We start from the raw sequence: 25,528 nt of genomic DNA on the forward strand, positions 1-25,528 counted from the left end.
GCATGAGCCGCCACATCGCAGGACGAGGACGAGCCGGCCGGGCCGCACCCGCGCCGGCCGGTCCGCCGGTCGACGACGTCGAGTGCGACCTGAGCCGCAAACTGACGCTGGGCCAGTTCCTCAAGCTGTCTTCGTTGCTGGACTCCGGCGCCGACGCCAAGGACGCCGTCGCCGCCGGCGAGGTCAGTGTCAACGGTGAGGTCGACCTGCGGCGCGGCCGCGGCATGGTCGACGGGGACGTGGTGGCCACCGGTGGCCGCGCGGCCCGCGTGGTGGCCCGGTCCGAGGCGGAGGGGAACCGATGAGCGAGGGGGTACAGGGGTCGGTACAGGCCCCGGTGATCTTGCATGACGACGACGCCGGCGCCCGTCGGTATGCCGAGTGGTTGGCGGAGGACTTCGAGACGCGGACCACCCGTTATGACGAGGCAGACCCCGGCGAGATGGTGGTCGCCGGCACGGTCGTGCTGTTCACCGGCATGCAGCCCGGTGGTGGCCTCGGCGGCTCGACGTTCATCACCGACAACTGGGAGGCGCTGGTCGAGGCCGGCCGCCGGGTCGCGGTCGTCATGGTGGGGCCCACCCCGGTCACGGACGACGCACGGATCGAGCTGATGTCGACCGAGTTCTCCGCCGACCAGCTCGGCAAGCTCAAGCTGTTCCAGTTGCGCGGGGTGGTGACCCCGGACCAGCTCGGCTTTCGCCAACGTCTGGGGATCAAGACGGCGCTGGCCGCGCTTCGCCGCAAGTCGGACCGCACCCCGGAGGAGGACGCGATGCTCGAGCTGGGCGGACTCGACCTCACCGACCGCGTCTCGCTCGGCCCGCTGCTGCGCTGGATCCGCCGGGAGGCGTGAGCTGCTGCTCGCCGCGGGCGGGCCGTCCCGGTTCGTTCGGTCGGCCGGGGTGCAGCACACGCACCGGATGAAAGAGAGTTAACATACGCTCCGTAGTCCCGCCGTGGCGCGGGCCAGCGATTCCGGAGGATGCCCCATGCGCAAGACCGCCCTCGTCTCGGCCGCGTCGGCTCTGGCCGCGGCCACGATCTTCGCCGCCAGCGGGGTCGCTCATGCCGAGGACGGCGAGCCGGCTCCGACTGTCGACCTGGACACCCCGGCAGGGTGCGTGTTCATCCCCACCTACACCGGCGTGGTGTGGTGCATGACCCTCGACGCGGCGACCGCCGCCGTAGCGGCCGGGAGTTTCGGTTACGGCTCGTTGGGCACAGGCTCCCTGGCGGACCTGATCAGCGGGCTCATCAACACCGGATCCGTGGTGCTGTCGGTGGGCGTGCCCAACTCCACCGGGTCCTACGCGCCCGGATCGACCGGGAGCTACGGGCCGGAGGCGTCGGTCGGGCAGCTCCTCACGGCGCCGCTCGCGAGCCTCGGCGGGGCGGTCTAGCGCACCACGATGCCGTCGGTGTCGGCGTAGAGCATGTCACCGGGCACGAAGTCGACCCCACCGAAGCTCACCGTGACATCGCGCTCGCCGGCGCCAGTCTTGGTGGACTTGCGTGGGTTGGTGCCCAGGGCCTTGCAGCCGAAGTCCATGCCGCCGACGACCGCCGAGTCGCGGATCGCGCCGTTGACCACCACGCCGGCCCACCCGTTGGAGCGGCCCAGCTCGGCGATGAGGTCGCCCACCAGGGCGGTGTGGACGCTCGCGCCACCGTCGATTACCAGCACCCGGCCCCCGCCGGCCTCGCCGAGCACGCTCTTGAGCAAGGCGTTGTCCTGGAAGCACCGGACGGTGGAGACGGGGCCGAAGAATTCGGTGCGTCCGCCCAGGTCGCGGAACTGGGTGTCGCAGCTGCGGACGTCCTCGCCGATCTCATCGACGAGGTCCGCCGTGGGGACGAATCCGGTGGGGCTGTCGGTCATGCGTGTCCTCCTGAACGATGCGGTCAACACCCCTCACGCTATCCGGCCAGCCGACCACGGGTCGGCCCACCCGTGGGGGACAATGGCCGGAGAACAGCGCCGCCCGATGTCCGCACTACGGGGAGGAACCTGCCGTGGCCCAGTACGAACTCCTGATTCACGCCCGCCGGGCCGTGGTCGACGACCGCATCCAGCAGGCGGCGGTGACCGTGGACGGGGGCGTGATCTCGTCGGTGCGCACGGGGTCCGATGCGCGGGACATCGGTCTGGCCGGCGATCACACGATCGATCTGGGCGACGACGTGGTGCTCATGCCGGGACTGGTCGACCCGCACGTCAGCACCGAGGACGTGGCCGTGGGGACCCGCTCGGCCGCGCAGGGTGGCATCACCTCGGTGATCGACTACGGCACGGACGGCGAGCCGTCCGCCACCACTCCGGCGGAGGTCGGCACCTGGCGGGACGAGGTCACCGGCGAGTCGGCCGTCGACGTGGGCCTGTGGGGCGCGGCGGTGCCGGGCAACGTGGGCCGGCTGGGCGAATTGCTGGACCGGGGAGTGTTCGGGGTGTCGGCCGTCGCGGAGGGCAAGGGCGTGGCGGGCGCGCCGACGCTCGACCGGGCCCGGCTGGTCGCGGCCGCCGAGGAGGTCATGGGCCGCGGTGCCCTGTTCGCGGTGGACGCCGGCGTGGAGGTGCTGCCCGACCTGCTCGATGTGGTGCGCCGGACCGGCGGCCGGATGCATGTCCGCTCCGTGGCGGACCACGAAGAGCTGCCGATGCTGCGGGCGGCGTCGCGGGACGGCCTGGCCGTGACCGCCTCGACGAACCCCCACATGCTGGCGTTGGTCTCGGAGATCACCCGGGGTGCGGCCGCCGCGGCGACCCTCGACCCGCCGGTCCGGGATGCCGCGAACCGGGAGTTGCTGTGGGAGGCGCTGCGTGACGGCACGATCGACGCCGTCGCCTCGGCCCGGCTGGGTCTGTCCGTGGTGTGGACGGAGGCACGGCGACGCGGCTTCGATCTGGCTGATGTGGCGCGGTGGATGTCCGGCCGGCCCGCCGAGATCGTGGGCCTGGGCGACCGCGGGGGGATCCGGCAGGGTCTGCGGGCCGACTTCGCCGTCGTCGCGGACGACGAGGCGTTCATCGTCCTGCCCGGCGCCCGCGAGCTCGGTCGGGCGGATTCGGTCTACACCCAGCGGGCACTCGCCGGTGTGGTGCGGTGGACCATGCGTCGCGGCAAGGTGATCGACCCACGCACGCTGCCCGTGGGCGAGGTGCTGAGCAAGGCGGACGGGTGAACACAGGAACCCAGGAACTCGCGCTCCTGCACATGCCCGAGGGCCTCACCTCGGCCATCCTCATCACCGAATACGCGATCAAGATCCTCGCTCTGGGCATGGTCCCGGAGAACCGCCAGCCGGGGTCGTCGCAGGCCTGGCTGCTGGCCATCCTGTTCATCCCGGTGGTCGGGGTGCCGCTGTTCCTGCTGTTCGGCAACCCGTACATCACGGGACGAAGGCACGTCATCCAGGCCCAGGCCAACCAGCTGTACGAGGGCGCGCTGAAGAACCGCCCCACGGTCCCGGTGGGGGTCCGGGTCGCGCCGGGGGTGCACACGATCCTCGAGATGAACCGGAAACTCACCGAGATCCCGTGCATGTCGGGTGAGTTCGTGGCGCTGTACTCGGACTACAAGCTGTCGCTCGCGGCCATGACCGACGCCGTCCGCGCGGCGACGGATCGGGTCCACATCGAGTTCTACGCCCAGTCCTGGGACGACGAGACCGACGAGTTCTTCACCGCCGCCGTGGAGGCCGCCGAGCGCGGGGTGACGGTCCGCGTCCTGGCCGATCATCTCGGTTCCGGGAAGTACAAGGGGTTCAAGGTGCTGCGGCGCCGCCTGCGGAACACGCCGGTCGAGTTCCACCTCATGCTTCCGATCAACCCGTTCGTCGGCCGTTTTCGTCGCCCGGACCTGCGCAACCACCGCAAGATGCTCATGGTGGACGGTAACCACGGGTTCGTGGGTTCACAGAACCTCATCGAACGGCACTACGGCAGCGCCCGCAACGCCAAGCTCGGGCGGGAGTGGGTGGACCTGATGATGGAGGTCCGCGGCGAGATCGTCCACTCCATGGACGCCGTCTTCGCCGTGGACTGGTACTCCGAGTGCGGGGAGATCATCGAGACCGTCGGCGAACTCGCCAAGGGACTGCCGGTCACCGCGGGGTCGATGGGCGGAGACCCCACGGCCGGTGATCCGGTGAGCGCTTTCCAGCTCGTGCCGTCGGGGCCGGGGTACCGCACGCAGCCCAATCTCCGGATGTTCACCCAGCTCATCTCGCAGGCACGCGAGCGACTGCGGATCGTCAGCCCCTATTTCGTTCCTGACGAGGCGCTGCTGCACGCATTGACCTCGGCGGCGTACCGGGGCGTGGAGGTGGAGCTGTTCGTGCCCGACAAGGCCGACCAGTTCATGGTCCACCACGCGCAGCGGTCCTACTTCCGGGCGCTGCTCGAGGCGGGCGTGATCATCCACAGATTCCGGTCACCGGCCGTCCTGCACACCAAGATGATGCTGGTGGACGACTACGGCGGCATCGTCGGCTCGAGCAACATGGACCTGCGCTCGTTCAACCTGAACTTCGAGGTCAGCATGCTCGTCCTGGGCGGCGCGGCGGTGGCCGACCTCAACGACGTGGTGGAGAGGTATCTCCTGGAGAGCACTACTCTGGATCTCGATACCTGGATGAATCGACCGTGGCCGGGACGTTACGTGGACAACGTTGCCCGGCTCACCTCCGCGCTGCAGTAGTACCCTGCTGGAATGCACGGACCATCGGAGTCCGAGGTGTAACGAGAGGTCTTTCACGATGTCCCTGAACCGTGTCTTCGGATCCCGAGTCACGCGCCTCGGCGTGGCGTTCGCGGCCATGACGCTGACGATCGTCGGCGTTCCGGCCATCGCCCATGCCGACACCGAGGCGGGCGCGCTGTCGGTCGAGCAGATCGGCCAGGGCTCGGGCGAGGGCAGCGTCGACAAGCTGATAGAGCAGGTTCCCGACGAGATAGTCGTGGGTGGCCCGGCCCTCGGCTCCGCGGGGCTGGAGGCGGCCGGTAGCGGCGAGCTCGTCGGCACGGCGCTGTCCGTCGGCCAGACGCTGGGCTCGGTGGCCCCGCTCGAGGCGGTCGGTTCCGCGGGCGGGTCCGCGGTGGCCTCGGTGGCCTCCTCGGGCCTCGTTCCGGGATCGACCTATGTCAACGCGGTCGGCTCGCTCGGTTCGGGCACCATCGGGCTCGGTTCGGTGGTCATCCCCGAGTACGTCTTCCCGGTGCTCAGTGTGCAGGTCGCCGGCATCGTCACCGCGGAGATGGGCGCGCGCCAGGAGCGAGGGGAGCTGAACGAGGGCGAGCTGAACTTCTGGCACGGGGTCGTCGAGGGCTCCGCCCAGGGCGGCACCATGATCGAGGACGCGGCCAACGCCGCCGGGGCGGAATTGCCCGGTCCGCTGACCGGGAGCATCGATGCGGTGCAGATCGCCGCCGAGTCGGATCCCCACGCGGACAACGAGCGCCGCCGCGTGGAGGCCGAGGCAGCCGCGGCCGCCGCCGAGGCGAACGGCGCCGCCGAGGGGTGACCCGCGCGGGGTCGCCCGTCGGCGACGCCGGGCGAGGGCCGCGGCGTGGAGTCCCGTCAGGCCTGTGTGGTCATCTCCTCGCAGCGGTTCCACAGTGCGGCGGCCACGGCCTCGTCGCGGGACGCGCGCGTGGAGCCGACGATCTTCGGATAACCGGTGAGCTCGCCCGGCCCGTCGGGGCCGATGTAGGCGCCGCCCGCCACGTCGCGAACGGTCGCGGCGTAGAGCTCGGGGAGGGCGCCCCGCTCGGCCGGTTGGACCAGGAACGGGATCTTCTCGGCCGCCCGCATGAACAGGTCCTGGATACCGCTGCCGCTGTGGTACTGCAGGTTCGTGGCCGAATAGCCGGGATGAGCGGCCACCGCCTTGAGGTGTGACCCCTGTGCGTCGAGCCGGCGCTGCTGCTCGTAGGCGAGCATCACGCACGCGAGCTTGGAGGCGGCGTACGCGGACATCGGGATGTAGCGGCGGCGGGTCCAGTCCAGGTCGTCAAGATCGATCGAACCGAAGCGGTGCATGGCCGAGCCCAGCCATACCACCCGGTCAGACAGGGCCGGGGCCAGCTTCCGGGTGAGCGCGAAGTGCCCGAGCACGTTGACGCCGAACTGCATCTCGTGGCCCTGTGGGGTGCGGGCCAGCGGGATGTTCATGACGCCGGCGTTGTTGATCAGGACGTCGGGCTCGCGCGCGGCCAGCAACTCACCGGCGGCGCGGACCGAGTCGAGGTCGGCCAGATCGAGCTGGGTGACCTCGGCTCGGTCCGGCTGCGCGAGCCCGGCGCGGGCCGACTCGGCGCGGGCGGTGTCCCGGCAGGCCATGATGACCCGGGCGCCAGCGGCGGTGAGCGCCTCCGTGGCCTGCAGGCCCAGGCCCGAGTTGGCGCCGGTGATGACGACCGTGCGCCCGGTCTGGTCGGGGATGTCGGCAGTGGTCCATCTGCTCATGGGGGGCAGCTTACGGGCGGCTGGGCTCGAATGGCGGGCGCGTTTCCGGATTCCCGGCACCCGTCCGTCAAGACGTCAGGCGAACTCCCTGGCGACACGTCGGACGGGCGTCAGCCGATCGCGGCGAGGAGGTCGGCGCAGGCCTTCTCGCATCGCCGGCCCGCTTCACCGCAGACCTTGCAGTGTTCGCGCAGGCGGCAGCGCACATCTCAGGCACGTCAGGTCGTCATCTCCGGTTGACATCAGAGACGTCGCGGACCATCCGTCGTGTTCGACGGAGGGCGCGCCGGACAGGTGCTTTCATGTCGTTTCCTGTCGGTGTGGGGCCGAGTCGGTGACCGTGTCCGGCCGCAGGTCCAGCCGGCGCAACAGCTGGGCGTTCGCCGCGACGACGACCGTGGAGAGGGACATCAGGATCGCACCGACGGACATCGGCATCACCACGCCGATCGGCGCGAGCACACCGGCCGCCAACGGAACCGCGATCAGGTTGTAGCCACCCGCCCACCACAGGTTCTGGACCATTTTGCGGTAGGCGGCCTCCGAGATCGCCCGCACGGAGACCACGGCGCGGGGGTCGTCGGAGGCCAGTACCACGCCGGCCGAGGCGATCGCCACGTCGGTCCCGGCGCCGATTGCCAGGCCCACGTCGGCCTGGGCCAGCGCCGGGGCGTCGTTCACGCCGTCGCCGACCATGGCGACGCGGCGACCCTCCTCCTGGAGCCGCGAGACGGTGGCGGCCTTGTCCTGGGGGCGGACCCCGGCGAAGTAGCGGTCGATCCCCAGTTCCTCAGAGACCGAGGCGGCCACCGCGTCGGCGTCACCGGTGATCATCACGACCTCCAGGCCACGGTCGTGGAGCGAGTCGACCGCCTTCCTCGACTCGGGACGGACCTCGTCGACCAGTCGCAGTGCGCCGACCACGTCGCCGTCGACCAGTACGTGCAGGATGATCGCGCCCTCGGCACGCCACCGGTCAGCGATTCCGAGTTCGCGGCCACCCTCCTGCTCGAGCAGGTACGGTCCACCCACCTGGATGGTGTGTGCCTCGACCGTGGCCTGAACGCCCACGGCCGGCGAGGAACTGAAGCCGGTCGCGGCCGGGATCTCCAGCTCGCGCTGAGCGGCCGCCGAGACGATGGCCTTGGCCAGCGGGTGCTCGGAATCGGACTCGGCCGCAGCCGCCAGGGCCAGCACCCGGTCGGACGTCATACGGCCGCCGGGTTCGACGGCGGTGACGGCGGGTGTGCCCTTGGTCAGGGTGCCGGTCTTGTCGAACAGGACCACGTCGACGGTTCGCATGCTCTCCAGAGCCAAACGGTCCTTGATCAGGACGCCGCCGCGTGCCGCGCGTTCGGTGGCGATGGACACCACCAGCGGGATCGCCAGGCCGAGGGCGTGGGGACAGGCGATGACCAGCACGGTGATCACGCGGATCACGGCCTCGTCGGGGGTGCCGACGCTCGTCCACACGACGGCGGTGATCATCGCGGCCCCGAGTGCGAACCAGAACAGCCAGGCGGCGGCCCGGTCGGCGAGGCGTTGTGCCCGGGAGGAGGAATTCTGGGCGTCGGCGACGAGCTTGCGGATGCCGGCGAGTGCGGTGTCCTCTCCCACGGCACCGACCCGGACGCGGATGCCGGAATCCGTTGCGACGGTGCCCGCCACGACGGGGTCGCCCTCCGCGCGGCGGACCGTGCGGAATTCACCGGTGATCATCGACTCGTCCATGCTCGCGGCACCCTGGACCACCACGCCGTCGGCGGGGACACTGCCTCCGGGGCGGATCACCACCACGTCGTCGACTCGCAGCTCGCCGGGCGCGACGGCGACGACGGCATCGCCCTCGACCCGCTCGGCCTCGTCCGGCAGGAGAACCGCCAGGGAGTCCAGGGCGGAGCTGGTCTGCGCGAGAGAGCGCATCTCGACCCAGTGTCCGAGCAGCATGATGACGATGAGCAGCGCCAGCTCCCACCAGAACTCCAGGTCGTGGCCGAGCACGCCCACGGTGGAGCCCCACGAGGCGACGAAGGCGACCGTGATGCCGAGGCTGATGAGCAGCATCATCCCCGGTTGCTTGGCCCTCACCTCGTCATAACCGCCGGAGAGGAAGGGCTGACCGCCCCAGACGTACATCACCGTGCCGAGGGCCGGGGCCACCCACAGTCCCCAGCCACTCACCTCGTAGCCGAGGAGGGAGCCGAACATCGGCGAGAACGCCACCGTCGGGATGCCGAGCAGGAGCATGATCCAGAACAGGCGGCGGAACACCTGCACGTGGTCTCCATGGTCATGATCGGCGCCGTGGCCCTGGTGGCCGTGGCCGGTGTGGCTGCTGTGATCGTGGCCATCGGCCTCGCTGTGGTGACCGTGATGCTCGTGGTGGCCGCGGGCTCCGTGCTGTGCCCGTGCTGTGCGGACCTCGTCGTCGGCCATAACGGTCGCTGCCTCCTCGGTTCCGGGTATGGGTGCCTACTCGTCGCCAACCATACCCCAGGGGGGTATGTTCCCGCCGGGCTCGGCCGCCGGGCTGGCTTCACCCTCTCCCTGCCGACGAGATGACGCCTTACTCCCAGGTCGCGGTTTCCGGGTCAACTCCGTGCGCGCGGGCATTGGCCTCGACCGCGGCGACGAGCCACTGCGTCAGGCCCGGCTCGAGCGCATCGTACGTCTCGGCGAAACGCTGGTCCTGCGTGTACATCCGGGCCAGGCAGACCTGCATCGAGTAGGTGCAGTCGTAGAACTGCGCGATCGAGGCGCGGTGCCGCTCGGCCAGCTCGGCGGCCTCCGGAGAGGCCGGATCGACGCCGGCACGCGTGGCCGCCGCGAGGTCGGCGTTGAGCGCGTCCATACCGGCCTTGACCTGCTTCCACTCCGCCTTGGACATGCGGGCCGTGCGCTCCTGCGACTGCGCCCACTGCGGGCTGTCGCCCCAGCGTTGCTCTGCCTCGATCTGGTACTCCTCCTTCCAGTCGGTACCGAAGATCTCGACGCGGTCCTCCGGTGTCAGCGGGGCATTCATGCTGATCGCCTCCTTCAGGCGGTCTACTGCGGAGACCATCTCCTGCAGGTGGGAGATCCGTTCGAGGAGCAACTCGCGTTGGCGCACCAGATGGGCGTGCTCGTCCGCGGCGGGGTCGTCGAGCAGGGAGCCGATCTCGGCCAACGGGAATCCGAGCTCCCGGTAGACGAGTACGCGGTGGATACGGGCGACGTCGTCGTCGTCATACACCCGGTAGTCCGACCACGTCCGCCCGCTCGCCGGCGCCAACCCGATCCGGTCCCAGTGGTGCAGGGTCCGGACGCTCACACCCACGAGCTCGGCGACCGCGCCCACGGTGAGGCCCTCGCCAGTCGTCATTCCTCCAGCATCTCTCACATCACTGAGGTTCGGGCCTGACGCGACGTCAGGGTCAAGGCCGTAAGCGGCGCGCCCACGTGACCTCGGACACGCATCCGTTGCTACTCGCCGGTAGCCTCGTGCGCATGAGCCGACCCACCACCCGCGTGTACGACCGTCTTCTCGACCTTGTCGCCATCCCCGAATTCCGCACCGACCCCACGAGCCGCCCCGTCGCGGCAATCAACGAGGTCTTCACCGGCGACCCGCTCGCCGAGATCCCCGCCGGCACGGCCGACGACGTGGTGGCCGCCGTCGAGCGGGCCCGCGCCGCGCAGGTGGCGTGGGCAGAACGCGACCCCAAGGACCGCGTCGCCGTCCTCGAGCGGTTCGCCAAGCTGGTCATGCGGAACCGCGACGAGCTGATGAACATCATCCAGGCCGAGACCGGAAAGAGCCGCGCCTCCGCACAGGAGGAGGTGCTCGACTGCCTCATCACCGCGCGTCACTACGCCAAGGCCGCGCCCGGCCTGCTCGCGCCCAAGCGCGTCCAGGGCATGCTGCCGGGCCTGACCAAGGCCGTCGTGCACCGCCAGCCCAAGGGCGTCGTGGGCGTGATCGCGCCGTGGAACTACCCGCTCAACCTCGCCGCCACCGACGCCCTGGCCGCGCTGGCCGCCGGCAACGCCGTGGTGATCAAGCCCGCGTCCATCACCCCGTTCTGCGCGCTCGCCGCGGCCGACATGTTCTACCGGGCCGGCCTGCCCCGGGACCTGTTCCAGGTCGTGCCCGGATCGGGCGGGACCGTCGGCGGCGCGATCGTCGAGAACGTGGACTACCTGATGTTCACCGGCTCGACCGCGACCGGTCGGGTGCTCGGGCGTCAGTGCGGCGAGCGGCTGATCGGATACTCCGCCGAGCTCGGCGGCAAGAACGCCATGATCGTCACCGCCGGCGCGGACCTCGACGAGGTGGCCGAGGTCGCCACCCGGGCGTTCTACTCGAACTCCGGGCAGCTGTGCATCTCGGTCGAGCGCGTGTACGTGGAGAAGTCGATCGCGCCGCAGCTCATCGAGACGCTGACCGCGCGGGTGCGCGCGATGAGCGTCGGGCCCGGCTACGACTTCGAGGCCGAGATGGGCAGTCTCATCTCCCGTGACCAGCTGGATGTGGTGACCACGCACGTCGACGACGCCGTGGCCAAGGGCGCCCGCCTGCTGGCCGGTGGTCGTCCCCGCCCGGATCTGGGGCCGCTGTTCTACGAGCCGACCCTGCTCACCGATGTCCCCGAGGACGCCACCTGCTACGAGGAGGAGACCTTCGGGCCGGTCGTGTCGATCTACCCGGTCGACTCGGTCGAGGAGGCGATCGCCAAGGCCAACGACACCGAGTACGGGCTCAACTCGTCGGTGTTCGCCGGCTCGGACGCCGAGGGCGAGCAGATCGCCGCCCGGCTGCGGACCGGCACCGTCAACGTCGGCGAGGGGTACGTCGCCGGCTGGGGCTCGGTCGCGGGCCCGATGGGCGGCATGGGTGTCTCGGGCGTCGGCCGCCGCCACGGCGACGAGGGCCTGCTCAAGTACACCGAGGCGCAGACCATCGCCACCCAGCGTCTGATCAACATGAGCGGGCCGGGCTTCGTGCCGCGCAAGCGCTGGCAGCAGATGCTCGCGCCGGCCACCAACGCGATGCGGTTCCTGCCGACCCGGTGACCTGAGGGCTTCCTGCCTGCAGCCGGCCAGCGCATCCGGCACTGACCGCGAGCAGCCAGCCAGCCAGCGCATCCGGCGCCGGATGCGCTGGCTGGCTGACTTGCGCTGGGAGAATGCACGCTTGTGCAGGGGTTACGCGCCCGAAATGGACCATTGAGGCAGCGCAAGTCAGAGGGGCAGCGTAACCATCGCCGGTTACGCTGCCCCTCTGCTCTATTCAGGTTCTGCAGCCGCAGCCACGCAGCCGCGGCGTTGGCCGCGCGCCCTCAGTCGCCGCGGCGCAAGAGGAAGAACGCTCCGCCGATCAGCACGACCGCCAGGCCGGCGACCACCCAGATCACCGGGTTGACGCCCTCGTCGGACGCCGACTCCTCGGCCGCGTCGACCTCGGCCTCCCCGGCCTCGGTCTCGACGCTCTGGTCGCCGCCGCTCCCGGGCTGCGCCTCGCTCCCGGCGGCACCCGTGGAGTCGGCACCCTCGCCGGCGCCCGAGTCGATCACGCTGAACACCGAGGACCCGCTCACGACGTGCCCGTCGGCCGACGTCACGCGGTAGCCGACGGTGTAGTTTCCCGGCGCCAGGTCCTCGACCTGCGCGGTCACGGTCTCGCCCGCGACGGTCGGCTCGCCGGACACCCGATTGGTGGAGTCCTCCGCGGACGTCACGGCGACGGTCACGAAGTTCTGGTTGATCTCCTCGTTGAAGGTCAACACGATCTGCTCGGGTGAGTCGGCGACCTCGCTGCCGTCCTCCGGATCGACGGAGATCAGCACCGAGTGAGCCGCCGCCACCGGCGCCATCATCACGGCCGGGACGCTCGCCCCTCCGAGCAGGGCCGTGGCCGCCGCGACGGCCCCGAGCCTCCTACGGAATCCGCTCACGGCTTCACCCCGAGACGCGCGAACACGTCCTTGTTGATCCGGTCGAGCTCCCCGGAGATCGAGGAGTGCACCTCGCGACGCTGCGCGGTGGGCGTGGTCTCGGCGGCCTCGACGGCGGCACGCAGATCCTGGAGCCGGGTGCGGGTGGACGCGACGAAGTCGGTGACCTCCCGCTCGCCGCCGCGGTTGACCTCGAGCTGGTCGAGGGTCTGCTCGAGCCGCACGATGCGCACACCGAGCGCCGCACCGGGGCCGGTGGCGTTGATGCCGGCCGACTTGAGGTCCACGGCGCCGGCGGCCGAGCCCGAGTCGGAGGACTGCGCGTTGGAGACGAGCTTGTAGATCATCGGCAGCAGGACCGGGGTGGCGATCTTGGCCAGGCCCAGCCAACGCTGCAGGTCCTCCTTGCCGATCTTGGTGCCGTCGAGCTTCTTCAGCTCCATCTCGGCGAGCTGGTACTCGTGCTTGCGGCCGGCGGCGTCGATCTTCTCCGCCAGCTTGCGGTCCTTGGCCAGCACCTTCCCCTCGCGCTTGAGGGTGGCGCGCTCCTGCTTGGCCAGCGCCTTCTCGCCCTTACGGTCCCGCTTGGAGGACTTCTGGGACAGCTTGTCTATCTTCTTGGCGCGCTTCTCCTCGCGCCGGGCCTTGCGGTCCGCGTTGCGACGGGCGAGCTTGGCCCGCTCCTTGGTCTCGGCCAGGTCGACGCGGTGGGCCTCCCGGGCCTTCTCGCGGGTCTCCTTGGCGGCGAGCTTCGCCTCGGTCATCGCGGTGGACTTCAGGGCCCGGGCGTGGGCCTTCAGCTCGGCACGCTTGTCGCGGTAGGTCGTCAGCTTGCCCATGGGCGTCGATCCTTCTCTCGTCGCGAACATCAGGCCACCAGCCTAGGCGAACTGCCGGTGCCGCAGGACCGGACGGTCGCCCGGAAGCGGGAGTTCGGCTCTGTCTGGTCCATGATGGACCGTGATGGAGGATGCCGCGAACGCCACGCCAGGGTCCCCCGACGATGCGGTGGTGGGGCCGGCGTCCGGGGCCCGCTGTCTGCACCGCGTGGCCCGGGAGCGGGACGCGGGCCCGGGTTGGTGGCGGTGGGCGCCGGTGGACGAGGGCGTGCGACTGCGTGCGATGGCGGCCGCGGATCGCCGCGCGGGCCTGCGAGAGCGCGCGCTGCGCGGAGCGAGTCCGGGCGACCAGGCCTCGGACGCGTATGTGGTGGATGTGGTGGGGGACCACTGGACGGATCTGCCGGGGGATCAGCCCGACGACGACGTCGCCGCGACCCTGCACGCGCTCACCGACGGGGCGACATTGGTGTGGGGCGCCGCCCTACCCGCTGATCCGGTCACCGGTCGGGAGGGCATGCGCTGCGCGTTGGCTGCGGTGCCCGGGGGCGGGTACGCCCCGGTGCTGGTGGTCAATCACAAGGTGGTCGACCCGCGACGCGGCGGGAGCTCCTCGCGGGCGCTGGTCACCCGGCTCCTGGACTGGCACCCGGCGCCGGATCCGACCCTGCGGGTGCGGCGGCACCCCGGGGACCTGGACCGGCTGGTCCACGCGTGGCACCTGCTGGAGGCGGTCGGCCACGCCGCGGCGGAGCCGGTGGGGGCGGTGCTCGGACTGGGGTCGTCTCGCTCGGTGGTGCACGACCTACGGCCGGTCCTCGAGTCGGCGGGACGCGCCCATGACACGCGGTTGGCGGTCGTGCGCGGCGAGCTGGACACCGTCCCGAGCCGGATCGGCGAATGCCGCACCTGCCCCTGGTGGGAGGGATGGGGGGGCCGGGACGGGCCGGTGACGGGCTGCCGCGACCGGCTGGTCGTGGCGGATGACGTCAGCCTCGTCGTCGGGGGCGGACAGGTGGGCCCCCTCCACGCGGTGGGGATCCGCACCGTGGCCGAGCTCGCGGACGCCGGTCCCGACCGGCCGGCCGACTGGAACGGCGAGCCGTTCGCGGACGCCGTGTTGCGCGCGCGGGCGCACCGGGACGGCGAGGTCGTGGTGCCCAAGGTCGCCCGGCCGTCCATCCCGCGGGCCGACATCGAGGTCGACGTGGATCTCGAGAGCCACCTCGACGACGGCGCCTACCTGTGGGGCACGCTGCTGACGCTGCGCGACGGGCGGCCACTCGAGGAGGAGGGGTACCGCCCGTTCGCCACGTGGGCCCGCCTGCCCGATCCGGACGAGGGCCGGTCGTTCGCCGAGTTCTGGCGCTGGCTCACCGCGATCCGGGACCGGGCGGCCGGCCAGGGGCGCACGTTCCGGGCCTACTGCTACTCCAAGTCGGCGGAGAACGGCTGGATGTTGTCGACGGCGTCGAGGTTCGGGCCGGAGGGCACGCGGGCCGTCGTCAAAGGGGTGCCGTCGGTTGCCGAGGTACGGCGGTTCCTGTCCTCCCCGCAGTGGGTCGACGTGCACGAGGCGGTGACCGGCCAGTTCGTCTCCACCTCGGGGCTCGGCCTCAAGGTCGTGGCGCCGGTCGCCGGGTTCACGTGGCGCGATCCCGAGGCCGGCGGCGAAGCCTCTATCGGCTGGTACCGCGACGCGCAGGCCGCACGGGGTGTCGAGCGAGACTCGGGCCGGGCCCGGATCCTGGCCTACAACGAGGACGACGTGCGGGCCACGCGGGCGGTGCGGGAGTGGATTTCGCGGAGGGCCTGACCTGCGGGTTCGGGTGCGGTCCGCTGTCGCTGCCAGCTGTCGCTTGGCCCGCCGCGTCAGCTACCGCCCGGACCGCCCGCGTGGGTTGCACGACATCGCCCTCGGGCTGCAAGACAGAATGCGCGAGATCCCGGCTGGAATTCGCGCATTCTGTCGTGCAACTGCGGTGACGCGTCGTGCAACCCGAGGCGGCGGCGCGTCACGCGGCCGCGGGGGGCCTGCGAGCGCTGCTCAGCGCGGGGCCATGCGCAGGGCGCCGTCCATGCGGAAGCTCTCGCCGTTGAGGTAGTCGTGCTCGACGATCGCGTTGGCCAGCTGCGCGTAGTCCGACGGACGGCCCAGGCGCGAGGGGAACGGAATCGCGGCCTCGAGGGACTTCTGGAACTCCTCGGTCAGGCCCTTGAGCATCGGGGTCTCGATGGTGCCCGGGGCGATGGTGTTGACGCGGATGCCGAACTGGGCGAGGTCACGCGCGGCACAGATGCCCATCGAGTAGACGCCACCCTTCGAGGCGGCGTAGGCGATCTGGCCGACCTGGCCCTCGTAGGCGGCGACGGAGGCGGTGTTGATGATGACGCCGCGCTGGCCGTCCTCGTCCACGGTGTCCTGGGTGGACATGGCCTCGGCGGCCAGACGCATGACGTTGAAGGTGCCCACGAGGTTCACCGAGATGCAGGTCTGGAACAGGTCGAGGGCGTGCACGCCGCGCTTGGAGACGATGCGGGCGGCCGGCGCGATGCCGGCGCAGTTGACCACGACGCGCAGCGGGGCGGCCTCGGTGGCGCGGGCGATCGCGGCCTGGACGTCGGACTCGCTGGTGACGTCGGCGGCGATGAGGGTGATGCCCTCGTCGATGCCCTGCTCGACGGCCTTGTCGATGGACTGCTGCAGGTCCAGACCGAAGACGGTGGCGCCCTTCTCGGCGAACGACCGCGCGGTGGCGTTGCCCAGACCGGAGGCGGCGCCGGTGACGATGACGGATGCACCCTTGATGTCCACGGGCGATGTCCTTTCCTTGGGGGTCAAGCACTGGAGAAGTGCAATTACTAGGCAGTGCAAGTGTTACGCCCACCAGTGTCCCAGAACCGCCGTCAGCGGACGTGGAAGGCCTGGCTCTGCCCCCGCACGGGGAAGAGTCGGCCGTCGATTCCCCGGCCGGAGGCGGTGTAGACGATCCGGTACTCGCCGCTCGGGGTGCCGTTCGGGATATCCCAGGTGATCAGGGCGTTCGTGACGGTGAGCAGGCCCTCGAACACGATCATCGTGGACCAGTCGCCGTCGTCGTGGGCCCGCACCCAGCGGCCGCCGTCGTTGCGCTCGACAGCGAGGTAGGTGTCGCCGCGGCGCAGGTCGGAATTGGGGTGGGTGCCGCTGAACCGGACCGTCACCCGCTGGCCGATCCGGTACTCGGTCTGCGGCGGGTCGAGCACGTCGCCGAAGTTCCGCAGCGGGGCCGGGGTGTCCACGAGCGGGTTGCCGAGCGGCGAGGTGGGGACCCGGCCGGTGAGGTCACGCTCCGGGGAGCCGGGGTCGAGCGGCGTGCCCGCGCGCATGGAGCGGGCCAGGTCGGCGGCGACCTGCTGGATCGCCGGGAGAGTCCACGGGCCGAAGATGGTCGCGCCGCCCTCGTAGTTCTGTGCGGCGTACTCCTCGGGAGTGGTGACGTAGTGACCGTAGGCGTTGGAGTAGCCCTGCACGGTGACGTGATCCTCGGGCACGCCCAGTTCCGCGGCGAGTGTCCTCCGCAGCCGCAGTCCGGCCACGATGGTCGGCTCGAACCCGAGGGCGAACAGGTGGTGCCCGCCGAGCCGCACCAGGTGGAACGGGAAGACGCGCTGGATGGCGTTCGGGACCAGCCCCATGGGGAGCAGGACGTCCTTGGGGGCGTGCGCCTCGCGGAGCCAGGCCGGGATCACCACGTCGGTGATGGACTTGGTCGCGGGGTTGCCGCCGCGATCACCCTCGGCGAAGGGCAGTTCGTCGCCACCGCCGCCGTCCTCCTGGCTGCCGGAGGCGAACGATGCGCCCAGCGCCGCGACGGCGGTCCGATGGGTGCGGCCGTCACCGGTGAACTCGGGTCGCACCTCCACCGCCGACATGTCGACCCACGTGTGCCGCACGTCGATGCCGCCGCCGAGTCCGCGCACGCCGCGGCCGATCTGGTCCCGCGCCGCGGCGTACTGCCGCTCGCCGTTGATACGGGTGTTGAGCCACTCGTCGGCGGTCGGCCCCTGCCCGGGCTCGAGGTCGAGGTTGGGGCTGATGTCGCCGGGGTTGGTCTGGGCGAACGCGGTGATCAAGCCGGGGGTGCCGCCGGCGAGGTAGTCCTGCCCGGCGACCTCCCGCTCCCAGTGCCAGGCGGCGTAGCCCTTGTTGTCGGAGGACGCGAGCAGCGAGTGCGAGGTCATGGAGGTGGCGTGGGTGGCGAACCAGTTGAGCACGCCGACGAGCCGGCCGCCGCGGGTGATCTGGAGAGACTGGGAGCGCGGGTCGATGCCCTCGGGGAAGTGCGCCCGCTCCTCGGGGGTGTCGCGGTCGAACGAGCCACGCGAGCGGTTGACGCCGGCGTCGCGCAGGGCGCCGGTGGTCACCCCGACGGTCGAGGGGGCGAGGTCGTGGTGCGCCATGCGGACCGCGTCGACGATGCCGGCGCAGTTGGCCTCGAAGGTGACCGGGCGGAAGCCCAACATCGACAGGTCGACCATCGGGTGGCCGGAGGTGCCGCCGGGTGCGACGTGGGTGTGCGTGGCGGTGATGACCACGTTGCCCTCGTGGTAGGTGCTGCCGAACTCGGCCGCCAGGCGGCGCAGGACCTCCTGTTGGATGGACTGGAAGACGAGCCCGATCTCCGCCGTGACGTGGAGGAACCGGGGTGACGACGACGAGTCCGCGAAGATGAATGCCCGCGCGCGCTGCCGCAGGTGCAGGCCGACCGAGATCTGCTCGGTGTCCGCGTACCCGTTGAATCCGGCACCCAGCGGCTCTCCGGTCATGTCGCCGATACCGCGGCCGACGTACATGGCGGTGGGCTGAGCGGTCGCCAGGGGTGGCAGAACGGATTGCAGGGCCGCGACCCCGCCGAGCGCTGCTGCCCCGCCGAGTACCGTGCGGCGGCTGACCGTGGCCGGGCGTGCGGGTTTCGGGTCGGCGGTGCTCGGGCTGCCGTGGGTCTGGTCGGCGGTCATCGGGGCTCCCCGGGTGTGTGGGCGTCAGGTGACCCGGGTCCGGTGATCGAGGTCACGTCGTTCAGGGCGACGGTACCCAATCGGACGCTCGTCCGGCGGTTCTCTCTGCGGGCCGGCCGGCCCGCGGCACACCCGGACTTGCCTTCCACACGGCCGGAGGCCGGGGTAGGAGCGTGTCCTACCCCGGCCTCCGGGGTGCTCGATCGTGCGCGGGGCGTCGCCGCCCGGGTCGGACGAGCGGTGTCAGCCCTTGGCAGCGGCGTAGCGCTGGGCGACGTCCTCCCAGTTGATGACGTTCCACCAGGCCTTGACGTAGTCCGGCTTGACGTTCTTGTACTGGAGGTAGAAGGCGTGCTCCCACATGTCCAGCATGAGCAGCGGGGTGATGTTGATGGAGATGTTGCCCTGCTGGTCGGTGAGCTGCTGGATGACCAGCCGCTGCCCGATGTGGTCCCAGCCCAGGACGGACCAGCCCGAACCCTGCAGCGTGGTGGCCACGGCGTTGAAGTGGGTCTGGAACTTGTCGAACGAGCCGAACTCGGCGTCGATCGCAGCGGCGAGCTCACCCTCGGGCTGGCCGCCGCCGTTCGGCGACATGTTCTTCCAGAACACCGAGTGGTTGGTGTGGCCGCCCAGGTGGAAGGCCAGGTTCTTGCTCAGCAGCGGGGCCTTGGCGGCGATGGTGCCGTCCTCGCGGGCCTCGGCGAGCTGCTCGAGGGCGTCGTTGGCGCCCTTGACGTAGGTGGCGTGGTGCTTGGAGTGGTGGAGCTCCATGATCTCGCCCGAGATGTGGGGCTCGAGAGCGCCGTAGTCGTAGTCGAGATCGGGAAGAACGTACTCGGCCATAGTGGAGTGTCCTTTCAATTGGGTGACGCGCTGCGCTCGGGTCTCGCCCGTGTCGCCCGTCACGACGTCCGCTTCCCACCATAGTGATCCGGCAGCCGTCGCGTCGGCCCCGTCCCCGCGGCTTCCGGCTCCCTCCGCCGCGCGGCGCCCCGGTCCGTCGGTGTGTGGGCCCGGAGACGTGGGGTGAACTGCCATGATCGGGGGCGTGGATCACTCGGATAGGCCAGCCGGCCGTGTCATCTCCGTGTCAGCGGTGGTGCTGACCCGACCCGACGGCGCGGTGGTGACGGTGCGCAAAGCGGGCACCGATCGCTTCATGCTCCCCGGCGGGAAGTGGGAGCGCGACGAATCGCCGCTCGAGTGCGCGATCCGCGAGCTCGACGAGGAGCTGGGGGTGAGGCTGTCACCCGGGCAGCTCACGCCGCTCGGCCGGTTCACCACGGCCACCGCCAACGAACCCGGCTTCCGGCTGGTGTCGGAGGTCTTCGCGGCAGGGGTCGACGGACATCAGCGACCCCGGGCCGAGATCGCCGAGGCGCGGTGGGTGACGACCGGGCAGATGGCGGAGATCGCCGCGCGCGACGAGTCGGACTGTGCGCCGTGGGCTCCGCTGCTGGTCCGCGTGGCCCGCGACCACCTCACGTAGCCGCCGTGGTGGCTGCCGGCCGCGGTCAGACGGCGAGGAGCGCGACGAGGAGGACCAGGAGGACGAGGGCGGCCGTCACGGTCATCCGCAGGTTGCGGCGCCGGACGTGGTCGCTGCACCCCGAACCCTCGAACGGCTGATTCTGTTCGCCGTCGAGGATGTCGCGCAGTTGCTGCGCGACGGGTTTGGAACCTGACACGTCGAGACCCCCTCGCTCGTACTTGCGTCAGCCTAACGCGAACTATGGCACTCGTCACATCTCATCCGGGTCACGATCGCGGAACAGGGTTACCCTGGCGGCATGGGCTGGCTACAGGATGCGATCCGACTTTCCGCGATGCGTACGGCGACCGAGGTCATCGACGCCGAATCGGCGTTGCCGGGCCGGCAGGAGCCGGTCCCGGTCGCGTCGGCGAACATCGTCACCGGCAATCCCATGACCCCGCCGTTCCCGGACGGGCACGAATCGATCGTGCTCGGGCTGGGCTGCTTCTGGGGTGCGGAGAAGGTGCTCTGGGAACTCGACGGCGTATGGACCACCTCGGTGGGATACGCCGGCGGCTGGACTCCCAACCCCTCGTATCAGGAGGTCTGCACCGGCGGCACCGGCCACACGGAGGTCGTCCGGGTGGTGTTCGACCCGCAGGTGCTTCCGGTCGAGAAGCTGCTGGCGACGTTCTTCGAATGGCACGACCCCACCCAGGGGATGCGTCAGGGCAACGACATGGGCACGCAGTACCGCTCGGCGGTCCTGACCTCCACCCCGGCACAGCTCGAGGCGGCCCGCCGGATCGCCGACGCCTACGGCGAGAAGCTCGCCGATGCCGGCTTCGGGTCGGTGACCACCGAGCTCGGCATGCTGGACGAGGTCAGGTCGGGGCGGTACTTCTTCGCCGAGGACTACCACCAGCAGTACCTGGTCAAGAACCCCGGCGGTTACGACTGTCACGTGCGCAGCGGGGTCGCCTGCCCGGCCTGATCGCGGCCGGAGGGATGCAGAAGGGCCCCGCCGGGAGAATTCCCGGGCGGGGCCCTTCTGTCGGATCCTGCGAGTTCAGCTCACCGTGAGGTCACGGGGCCGGATGCTCGGATCAGATGACGGTGATGTTCTCCGCCTGCAGGCCCTTGGCGCCCTGCGCGACGTCGAAGGAGACCTGCTGGTTCTCCTCGAGCGAGCGGTAGCCCGAGCCCTGGATGGCGGAGAAGTGGGCGAAGACGTCGGCCGAGCCGTCGTCGGGGGCGATGAAGCCGAAGCCCTTGTCAGCGTTGAACCACTTCACGGTACCGGTAGCCATAGTGGCGTCCTTTCGAGAGTCGGTGCCCCGCTTGTCGGGACACCAGGTGATGCAGCAGAGAGCGAGCTGTGTTTCCCTGCGGTGCCGCATCATCCCCGAGAGGACGGTGGTCTACAGAAATACAACGTACTGTTTCAACTACTGGCAATGACACTACATACCAAGAGGCGTTACGTCACGTCTTCGTGATGACGCGTACATGAACTAATGGTGTCGGCCTCCGCGGGCGGCCGCCCGCACCACCTCGGCGAGGACCAGAGCGTGGTTGTGCTCGGTGTCTTTCGCGGCGTATGCCAGCACGACCCCGGGATCAGCGGCCAGCCCGGCCAGATGGTCGACGGCCTCCGCGCCCTCGGCGCTGTCGAGCTCGGCCCGGTAGCGCTCGGAGAACTCCTCGAAATCGAGGTCCCCGCCGTGGAACTCCTTGCGCAGCTCCGGACTCGGGGCGGCGTCCTTGCACCACTCGTCGTGGGCGAAGGCGTCCTTGCGCACGCCCCGCGGCCACAGGCGGTCCACGAGCACCACGCTCGCGCCGCCGGGATCGGCCTCGCCCGAGACGAGGTCGTGGACTCGGATGCACGTCACGGCCATGCGTCCATCCTGCGCCTCCGACCCGCCTCGGGGCCAGCGTCGACGGTGCCGGCCCGCGCTGTGCCAGCATGGGGCGCATGACCACACCGCGACGGCAGGGGCAGTGGCGCTGGGTCGCGCACCCGCCGTGGCGCCCCCCGACGCAGGTGGCCCGCCCGCCGGTCCCCCGGCACCGCGCCGGGCCGGCGTGGCGGCAGCGGACGCCCCGCTACCCGGCCACCCCGCGCTGGGGACTCCCGCTGGTCGCGGTCCCCAGGCAGCTCGAGCCGCCGGCCGCCCCGAGGCGGACCCGGTTGGCCGACGCGGCCCCCGGCATCGCGGGCGCGGCCATCGCCTGGTTCGTCGCCACCGCCGTAGCCCACGGCCTGCGCTACCTCGCCCTGGCCTGGTACGCCGACCGGGTGGCGCCCTGGTGGATCGAGGCGGTCACCACCGCCCTGGTCTGGGTGACCGGCACCGTCGCGATCGCGATCGCCGTCAGCGCGGCCGTCACGGCCACGGCCTGGCTCGTCGAGGCACGCCGACGGGCGTACGAGCCCGGCACGGACCCCCGGTCGCGGGTCGGCTTGTGGGCGGGCAGCCTCGTCGTCGTCGTCAACTTCTTCCGCCTCCCCGTCTACCTGGAGGAACTGCGCCGGGCGTCCCCGCGCGCCCCGTCCCGATCCGCACTGCGCCGCTGGTGGGCAGCCTGGGCGGTCAACGTCGGGGCCGTCGCGGTGGCCTACTGGAGGAGCACCGGCGACGGGCCCCAGGCCGCCGCCGACACCGTCCTGCTCACCATGGTCGCGGCACTCACCGCCGCCTGGGCGTTCCGCGAGACACGGGGTGTCATGCGGAGTTTCAACGACCCTTCCCCTCGGTTCACTCGCCGGTTCATCGCGGAGGGGATCGTGGGGTCGGAGTCCGCATCCCGGAAGGAGTGAGACGTGACGGTCCACGAGGCCACCCACCTGCCGTCCCCGGTGCCCACGCGCAGCGGGGTCGTCGCCCACCGTGGCGCCTCCGCCGAGTTCCCCGAACTCACCCTCATCGCCTACCAGCAGGCGCTCGAACAGGGCGCCGAGGCGCTCGAGGTGGACGTCCGACTCACCGCCGACGGCGTTCCCGTGCTGCTGCACGATCCGCGGACCACCCGCGTCGGTGACCGCGACCTGTGGGTGCACTCCAGCACCCTCGAACAGCTCTCCGGTCTCGACGTGGGGTCGTGGCACCCCGTCCACTCCTCGCCCGAGCCCGTGTTGACGCTCCGCAGCTTCCTCGTACTGGCCGAGGCGTACCCGCACGTCAAGCTGTTCCTCGAGACAAAGCACCCGGTGCCCTCAGGCGGGAGGGTCGAGGTCGCGCTGCGCGACGAGCTCGCGTACTTCGGCCTGGACCGGCCAGCCTCCTTCGCCGACTCGCGGGCCGTGATGATGAGCTTCTCCGTGATGGCGGTGCGACGGTTCCGGCAGCTCGCGCCCGCGGTGCCGACGGTGCAGCTGCGCGAGCGGCGCAACGTGCTCAAGTCGTGGCCCGCCGAGGGGTTCGGGGCGCAGCTGATGGGGCCGAGCATCGCGGCGATCCGGGCGCGGCCGTGGTTGGTCGACTACTGGCGCTCGCGTGGGATGGGTACCTACTGCTGGACCGTCGACGACCCGGCCGACCTGCTGCTGTGCCGGGATCTCGGCGTGGAGTGGGTCGGCACCAACGTCCCGTCGCGGGCGCTCGCCGTGCTGGACGGGCCCGGGCGGGCCGGACGGAGAACTCCGAGGTCCGGGAGCGCGGGAAGCGGTGGCGCACCGTATCGTGGTGGCCGTGGGTAGAAGGAATCGCCATAACGAGCCCAAGTCCGGCGGCAACCGCCAGGCCAAGATCGCCGCACGCGCGGCCGAGCGGGAGGAACTGAGCGTCGATCCGCGTCCGTTCGTCGGCTTCGCCGGCGAGTGCGACATGGTCGCCATGCGCGAGTTCGTGCCGTCGGCCACCGGGCGCCTGACCACGGTCGCAGATGGCCGCGATGTCACCATCGCGACGGTCCTGCCCGGCGCCATCGCGGGCCTGGTCCGCGACGAGGAGCTGGGCGGCGAGGCGTTCGTCGGACTGCAGGTGCAGGTCCACGGCCCCGACGTCGCCGCGGACCTCGCGTACGCCGTGGAGTGGGCCACGCGCGCGGGCCATGGCGAGACCCTGAGCGCCGCGCATCCGGACGGCTCCACCCCGGCCCTGGGCGACGTCGTGGTCGCCGACGCCCCGCTGGAGATCGAGGTCCACAACGACTTCTCCTGGTGGGTCGCCGAGGGCGTCGAGGTGCGCCCGGAGATCGAGCAGGCGATCCGCAACGCCAACGAGGTCATGATGCCGTCGGCGCGCGTGTCGGCCGAGGGTATCGAGGCGGCGTGGTGGGTCGACGCCGGCGAGAAGGCCCACATCCGCTGGGTCCGCCCGGAGGACGAGGAGGCGCTGTTCGAGGCCCTCGCCCGCGTGCACTCCGCCGGCGCCCTCGACCTGGGGGAGGGCTCGCGCTTCGCGGGCTCGTTCCGCACCCACGGCCTGCTGGTCCCGGTGTTCGACCTGGATCCGGAGATGCACCACCAGGAGTGGGCCGACGGGCTGAAGGCTCTCGACGCGCGTCTGGGCGAGGCGCTGGCGAACCAGGCCCCGCTGACATCCGAGGAGCGCTCCTCGCGCGACGGCCTCCGGGCTCGTCAGGTCACTCTCCGCTGACATCCCGCCGGCCCCACGGGTCGGCCCCGGGCCGCGTCGACCACCGCGTCGGCGCGGCCCTCTCGTATATGCGGTCCCCGGCGGGGCGCGTCGCCGCTTAGGATCCTCACGGATCACCGCGTCACCGGACGTGGGACGAGTCGGGCGGGGAGGGCGAGGACGTGGCTGGTCGACCAGGTTCGGACGACGACGACACCGCCCCCGTCCTCCCGGAAGTGACCGTTCCGCCGTGGCTTCGTACCGGCCCGGCCGCCGACTCCTCGGTCGCGCCCCCGAAGCCCTCGGCCCGGTCGGCCGCGGGGCCCGCGCAGGCCGATGCCGAGCGAGCCGGCGCGGGGGAGCGGGAGGAGCAGTCGCCGCCGAACCGGATCACGATCGGTGCGCAGGCGCGGGCCGCTACCGGTGACGGCCAGCCGGCCCGGGGCGCGCCGGCGCACGACGGACCGTCGGCGGATCGTCGGGGCGCCGCGGCCGGCGAGGGCGCGGGGGAGCGGGTGGTCGACGACCTGTCGACGCTGCCGTTGCGTGCCCCCGTGCCGACCTCCGGTCGGGCCGCGGCAGGCGCCCCGCGACCGGCCCCCGCGCCGGCCACCCGCAGCGCGGAGGACGTGAAGGTTCCCGCCCCGCCGCCCGCCGATGTGCCCTCCGCCTCCGCGCCGGCGCCTGTCCCCGCGACCGCGGTGCTGGACCGTCGGCCGGTCCGGATCGCCCTGCTCGCCGCCGCCGGGGTCGCGATCCTCGGCGGTTCCGCGGTGCTCGGCTACATGGTGACACGCGGGGCCACGGGCGGCGCGGCGGGGGCGGCGGTGGCCGGGGCGAACCCGGGGTGCGCGGAACTGGTCGAGGACGGGCGCGTGGTGGGCTCGGGCCCCGGCTCGTTGGACAGCCCGACGGGCGCGGTGCTGGCGTTCGACCACGCCTATTACGTCGAGCGGTCCGCCGCGAAGGCGTTCGAGGCGGTCGCCCCGACGAGCCGGATGACCGAGGAGCAGCTGCGCACCGAGGGGATCGACCGCCTCGCGGAGGGGACCACCCACTGCATGGAGCTGCGGGAACTCGCGCCCACGCTCCTGGAGGTGGACCTCACGGAGTTCCCGCCGGAGGCGGACCCGGTCCTCATCCGGCAGCGCGTCCGCGTGGCCGAGACCCCCGGCGGCACATGGGGCATCGTCTCGATCACCCCGGCAGGCTGATCGGCGCGACGGCG

The 25,528-nt window shown here is 71.3% G+C and carries 26 protein-coding genes; 14 read left to right on the forward strand and 12 right to left on the reverse strand.

Annotated elements, in window-relative coordinates; translation table 11 throughout:
* Positions 1-2 precede the first annotated feature (2 nt).
* The 3 genes from ACWGLC_RS10055 to ACWGLC_RS10065 all read left to right on the forward strand — a co-directional run bounded on the left by ACWGLC_RS10055 (position 3) and on the right by ACWGLC_RS10065 (position 1,403).
* A complete protein-coding gene (locus tag ACWGLC_RS10055; protein ID WP_452099779.1) occupies positions 3-305 on the forward strand; it encodes an RNA-binding S4 domain-containing protein in 303 nt (100 codons plus the stop codon).
* A complete protein-coding gene (locus ACWGLC_RS10060; protein ID WP_452099780.1) occupies positions 302-856 on the forward strand; it encodes a hypothetical protein in 555 nt (184 codons plus the stop codon). Before ACWGLC_RS10055 ends, ACWGLC_RS10060 begins: the two co-directional genes overlap by 4 nt.
* Before the next feature lie 136 nt (positions 857-992).
* The gene (locus ACWGLC_RS10065; RefSeq protein ID WP_452099781.1) at positions 993-1,403 is read left to right on the forward strand and encodes a hypothetical protein; all 411 of its coding nucleotides are present in this window, start codon (positions 993-995) and stop codon (positions 1,401-1,403) included.
* Here the strand turns inward: ACWGLC_RS10065 and rraA are convergent.
* On the reverse strand, positions 1,400-1,882 hold the full coding sequence (gene rraA, locus ACWGLC_RS10070; RefSeq protein ID WP_344992601.1) for a ribonuclease E activity regulator RraA: 483 nt from the start codon (positions 1,880-1,882) through the stop codon (positions 1,400-1,402). The genes ACWGLC_RS10065 and rraA overlap by 4 nt on opposite strands.
* Before the next feature lie 134 nt (positions 1,883-2,016).
* Between rraA and ACWGLC_RS10075 the strand changes: the two genes are divergently transcribed.
* Genes ACWGLC_RS10075 through ACWGLC_RS10085 form a run of 3 tightly spaced genes read left to right on the forward strand, consistent with a single transcriptional unit; the run spans position 2,017 to position 5,523 of the window.
* Complete coding sequence (locus ACWGLC_RS10075; RefSeq protein ID WP_452099782.1) at positions 2,017-3,183, forward strand: amidohydrolase family protein; 1,167 nt, start codon at positions 2,017-2,019, stop codon at positions 3,181-3,183.
* Positions 3,184-3,215: 32 nt separating this feature from the next.
* Positions 3,216-4,700 carry a cardiolipin synthase gene (gene cls, locus ACWGLC_RS10080; RefSeq protein WP_452099826.1) on the forward strand — a complete coding sequence of 495 codons (1,485 nt, stop codon included), beginning with the start codon at positions 3,216-3,218 and terminating at the stop codon, positions 4,698-4,700.
* 58 nt (positions 4,701-4,758) lie between these two features.
* Complete coding sequence (locus ACWGLC_RS10085; RefSeq protein WP_452099783.1) at positions 4,759-5,523, forward strand: hypothetical protein; 765 nt, start codon at positions 4,759-4,761, stop codon at positions 5,521-5,523.
* Positions 5,524-5,579: 56 nt separating this feature from the next.
* Here the strand turns inward: ACWGLC_RS10085 and ACWGLC_RS10090 are convergent, their stop codons facing one another.
* From ACWGLC_RS10090 to ACWGLC_RS10100, 3 genes are all read right to left on the reverse strand, one after another.
* Positions 5,580-6,467, reverse strand: coding sequence for an oxidoreductase (locus ACWGLC_RS10090; RefSeq protein ID WP_452099784.1), 888 nt, complete (start codon positions 6,465-6,467; stop codon positions 5,580-5,582).
* 300 nt (positions 6,468-6,767) lie between these two features.
* Entirely contained in the window at positions 6,768-8,903 is a 2,136-nt protein-coding gene (locus ACWGLC_RS10095) for a heavy metal translocating P-type ATPase (protein ID WP_452099785.1), read from the reverse strand.
* A 130-nt stretch (positions 8,904-9,033) separates the two neighbouring features.
* Positions 9,034-9,828 carry a MerR family transcriptional regulator gene (locus ACWGLC_RS10100; RefSeq protein WP_452099786.1) on the reverse strand — a complete coding sequence of 265 codons (795 nt, stop codon included), beginning with the start codon at positions 9,826-9,828 and terminating at the stop codon, positions 9,034-9,036.
* Positions 9,829-9,953: 125 nt separating this feature from the next.
* Between ACWGLC_RS10100 and ACWGLC_RS10105 the strand changes: the two genes are divergently transcribed.
* On the forward strand, positions 9,954-11,519 hold the full coding sequence (locus ACWGLC_RS10105) for a succinic semialdehyde dehydrogenase (protein WP_452099787.1): 1,566 nt from the start codon (positions 9,954-9,956) through the stop codon (positions 11,517-11,519).
* 266 nt (positions 11,520-11,785) lie between these two features.
* Here the strand turns inward: ACWGLC_RS10105 and ACWGLC_RS10110 are convergent, their stop codons facing one another.
* Both ACWGLC_RS10110 and ACWGLC_RS10115 read right to left on the reverse strand, forming a co-directional pair.
* Positions 11,786-12,400, reverse strand: coding sequence for a copper resistance CopC family protein (locus ACWGLC_RS10110; protein WP_452099788.1), 615 nt, complete (start codon positions 12,398-12,400; stop codon positions 11,786-11,788).
* Complete coding sequence (locus tag ACWGLC_RS10115; protein WP_452099789.1) at positions 12,397-13,239, reverse strand: DUF6474 family protein; 843 nt, start codon at positions 13,237-13,239, stop codon at positions 12,397-12,399. The genes ACWGLC_RS10110 and ACWGLC_RS10115 overlap by 4 nt, the downstream gene beginning before the upstream one ends.
* A 124-nt stretch (positions 13,240-13,363) precedes the next feature.
* Here ACWGLC_RS10115 and ACWGLC_RS10120 point away from each other — a divergent pair, with 124 nt between their 5' ends.
* Complete coding sequence (locus tag ACWGLC_RS10120; RefSeq protein WP_452099790.1) at positions 13,364-15,055, forward strand: TM0106 family RecB-like putative nuclease; 1,692 nt, start codon at positions 13,364-13,366, stop codon at positions 15,053-15,055.
* A 231-nt stretch (positions 15,056-15,286) separates the two neighbouring features.
* Here the strand turns inward: ACWGLC_RS10120 and ACWGLC_RS10125 are convergent, their stop codons facing one another.
* The 3 genes from ACWGLC_RS10125 to ACWGLC_RS10135 form a co-directional block, all read right to left on the reverse strand.
* Positions 15,287-16,054 carry an SDR family NAD(P)-dependent oxidoreductase gene (locus ACWGLC_RS10125; protein WP_230930865.1) on the reverse strand — a complete coding sequence of 256 codons (768 nt, stop codon included), beginning with the start codon at positions 16,052-16,054 and terminating at the stop codon, positions 15,287-15,289.
* A gap of 92 nt (positions 16,055-16,146) precedes the next feature.
* Positions 16,147-18,240 (reverse strand): neutral/alkaline non-lysosomal ceramidase N-terminal domain-containing protein, encoded by a 2,094-nt coding sequence (locus ACWGLC_RS10130; RefSeq protein ID WP_452099791.1) that lies wholly within the window; start codon positions 18,238-18,240, stop codon positions 16,147-16,149.
* Positions 18,241-18,483: 243 nt separating this feature from the next.
* Positions 18,484-19,086 (reverse strand): superoxide dismutase, encoded by a 603-nt coding sequence (locus ACWGLC_RS10135; protein ID WP_452099792.1) that lies wholly within the window; start codon positions 19,084-19,086, stop codon positions 18,484-18,486.
* A gap of 205 nt (positions 19,087-19,291) precedes the next feature.
* Here ACWGLC_RS10135 and ACWGLC_RS10140 point away from each other — a divergent pair, with 205 nt between their 5' ends.
* Positions 19,292-19,732 (forward strand): NUDIX hydrolase, encoded by a 441-nt coding sequence (locus ACWGLC_RS10140; protein ID WP_452099793.1) that lies wholly within the window; start codon positions 19,292-19,294, stop codon positions 19,730-19,732.
* Positions 19,733-19,757: 25 nt separating this feature from the next.
* Here the strand turns inward: ACWGLC_RS10140 and ACWGLC_RS10145 are convergent, their stop codons facing one another.
* Positions 19,758-19,931: a hypothetical protein gene (locus ACWGLC_RS10145; protein WP_230930861.1), complete on the reverse strand. Its 174-nt coding sequence runs from the start codon at positions 19,929-19,931 to the stop codon at positions 19,758-19,760.
* A 102-nt stretch (positions 19,932-20,033) separates the two neighbouring features.
* On the opposite strand from ACWGLC_RS10145, the gene msrA reads away from it, so the two are divergent.
* Positions 20,034-20,711, forward strand: coding sequence for a peptide-methionine (S)-S-oxide reductase MsrA (gene msrA / locus ACWGLC_RS10150; protein ID WP_452099794.1), 678 nt, complete (start codon positions 20,034-20,036; stop codon positions 20,709-20,711).
* Positions 20,712-20,823: 112 nt separating this feature from the next.
* Here msrA and ACWGLC_RS10155 read toward each other — a convergent pair whose 3' ends face one another.
* Both ACWGLC_RS10155 and ACWGLC_RS10160 read right to left on the reverse strand, forming a co-directional pair.
* Positions 20,824-21,027: a cold-shock protein gene (locus ACWGLC_RS10155; protein WP_230930860.1), complete on the reverse strand. Its 204-nt coding sequence runs from the start codon at positions 21,025-21,027 to the stop codon at positions 20,824-20,826.
* Positions 21,028-21,231: 204 nt separating this feature from the next.
* Complete coding sequence (locus ACWGLC_RS10160) at positions 21,232-21,618, reverse strand: DUF488 domain-containing protein (RefSeq protein WP_452099795.1); 387 nt, start codon at positions 21,616-21,618, stop codon at positions 21,232-21,234.
* 77 nt (positions 21,619-21,695) lie between these two features.
* Here ACWGLC_RS10160 and ACWGLC_RS10165 point away from each other — a divergent pair, with 77 nt between their 5' ends.
* The 4 genes from ACWGLC_RS10165 to ACWGLC_RS10180 all read left to right on the forward strand — a co-directional run bounded on the left by ACWGLC_RS10165 (position 21,696) and on the right by ACWGLC_RS10180 (position 25,514).
* On the forward strand, positions 21,696-22,541 hold the full coding sequence (locus ACWGLC_RS10165; RefSeq protein ID WP_452099796.1) for a DUF4328 domain-containing protein: 846 nt from the start codon (positions 21,696-21,698) through the stop codon (positions 22,539-22,541).
* A 3-nt stretch (positions 22,542-22,544) separates the two neighbouring features.
* Entirely contained in the window at positions 22,545-23,420 is an 876-nt protein-coding gene (locus ACWGLC_RS10170) for a glycerophosphodiester phosphodiesterase family protein (protein WP_452099797.1), read from the forward strand.
* On the forward strand, positions 23,413-24,321 hold the full coding sequence (locus ACWGLC_RS10175) for a DUF5926 family protein (protein WP_452099798.1): 909 nt from the start codon (positions 23,413-23,415) through the stop codon (positions 24,319-24,321). Before ACWGLC_RS10170 ends, ACWGLC_RS10175 begins: the two co-directional genes overlap by 8 nt.
* Positions 24,322-24,482: 161 nt before the next feature.
* Positions 24,483-25,514, forward strand: coding sequence for a hypothetical protein (locus ACWGLC_RS10180; RefSeq protein WP_452099799.1), 1,032 nt, complete (start codon positions 24,483-24,485; stop codon positions 25,512-25,514).
* Positions 25,515-25,528: the final 14 nt, after the last annotated feature.

The organism is Dietzia sp. NPDC055877 (genome assembly GCF_053615975.1).

What these genes read in the sequence shown, in the direction of transcription:
- ACWGLC_RS10130 (WP_452099791.1), bottom strand. Translation starts at nt 18,240, where the DNA reads ATGACCGCCGACCAGACCCACGGCAGCCCGAGCACCGCCGACCCGAAA.
- ACWGLC_RS10120 (WP_452099790.1), top strand. Translation starts at nt 13,364, where the DNA reads ATGGAGGATGCCGCGAACGCCACGCCAGGGTCCCCCGACGATGCGGTG.
- rraA (WP_344992601.1), bottom strand. Translation starts at nt 1,882, where the DNA reads ATGACCGACAGCCCCACCGGATTCGTCCCCACGGCGGACCTCGTCGAT.
- ACWGLC_RS10085 (WP_452099783.1), top strand. Translation starts at nt 4,759, where the DNA reads ATGTCCCTGAACCGTGTCTTCGGATCCCGAGTCACGCGCCTCGGCGTG.
- ACWGLC_RS10135 (WP_452099792.1), bottom strand. Translation starts at nt 19,086, where the DNA reads ATGGCCGAGTACGTTCTTCCCGATCTCGACTACGACTACGGCGCTCTC.
- cls (WP_452099826.1), top strand. Translation starts at nt 3,216, where the DNA reads ATGCCCGAGGGCCTCACCTCGGCCATCCTCATCACCGAATACGCGATC.
- ACWGLC_RS10060 (WP_452099780.1), top strand. Translation starts at nt 302, where the DNA reads ATGAGCGAGGGGGTACAGGGGTCGGTACAGGCCCCGGTGATCTTGCAT.
- ACWGLC_RS10115 (WP_452099789.1), bottom strand. Translation starts at nt 13,239, where the DNA reads ATGGGCAAGCTGACGACCTACCGCGACAAGCGTGCCGAGCTGAAGGCC.
- ACWGLC_RS10055 (WP_452099779.1), top strand. Translation starts at nt 3, where the DNA reads ATGAGCCGCCACATCGCAGGACGAGGACGAGCCGGCCGGGCCGCACCC.
- ACWGLC_RS10105 (WP_452099787.1), top strand. Translation starts at nt 9,954, where the DNA reads ATGAGCCGACCCACCACCCGCGTGTACGACCGTCTTCTCGACCTTGTC.
- ACWGLC_RS10160 (WP_452099795.1), bottom strand. Translation starts at nt 21,618, where the DNA reads ATGGCCGTGACGTGCATCCGAGTCCACGACCTCGTCTCGGGCGAGGCC.
- ACWGLC_RS10165 (WP_452099796.1), top strand. Translation starts at nt 21,696, where the DNA reads ATGACCACACCGCGACGGCAGGGGCAGTGGCGCTGGGTCGCGCACCCG.
- ACWGLC_RS10090 (WP_452099784.1), bottom strand. Translation starts at nt 6,467, where the DNA reads ATGAGCAGATGGACCACTGCCGACATCCCCGACCAGACCGGGCGCACG.
- msrA (WP_452099794.1), top strand. Translation starts at nt 20,034, where the DNA reads ATGGGCTGGCTACAGGATGCGATCCGACTTTCCGCGATGCGTACGGCG.
- ACWGLC_RS10155 (WP_230930860.1), bottom strand. Translation starts at nt 21,027, where the DNA reads ATGGCTACCGGTACCGTGAAGTGGTTCAACGCTGACAAGGGCTTCGGC.
- ACWGLC_RS10095 (WP_452099785.1), bottom strand. Translation starts at nt 8,903, where the DNA reads ATGGCCGACGACGAGGTCCGCACAGCACGGGCACAGCACGGAGCCCGC.
- ACWGLC_RS10100 (WP_452099786.1), bottom strand. Translation starts at nt 9,828, where the DNA reads ATGACGACTGGCGAGGGCCTCACCGTGGGCGCGGTCGCCGAGCTCGTG.
- ACWGLC_RS10065 (WP_452099781.1), top strand. Translation starts at nt 993, where the DNA reads ATGCGCAAGACCGCCCTCGTCTCGGCCGCGTCGGCTCTGGCCGCGGCC.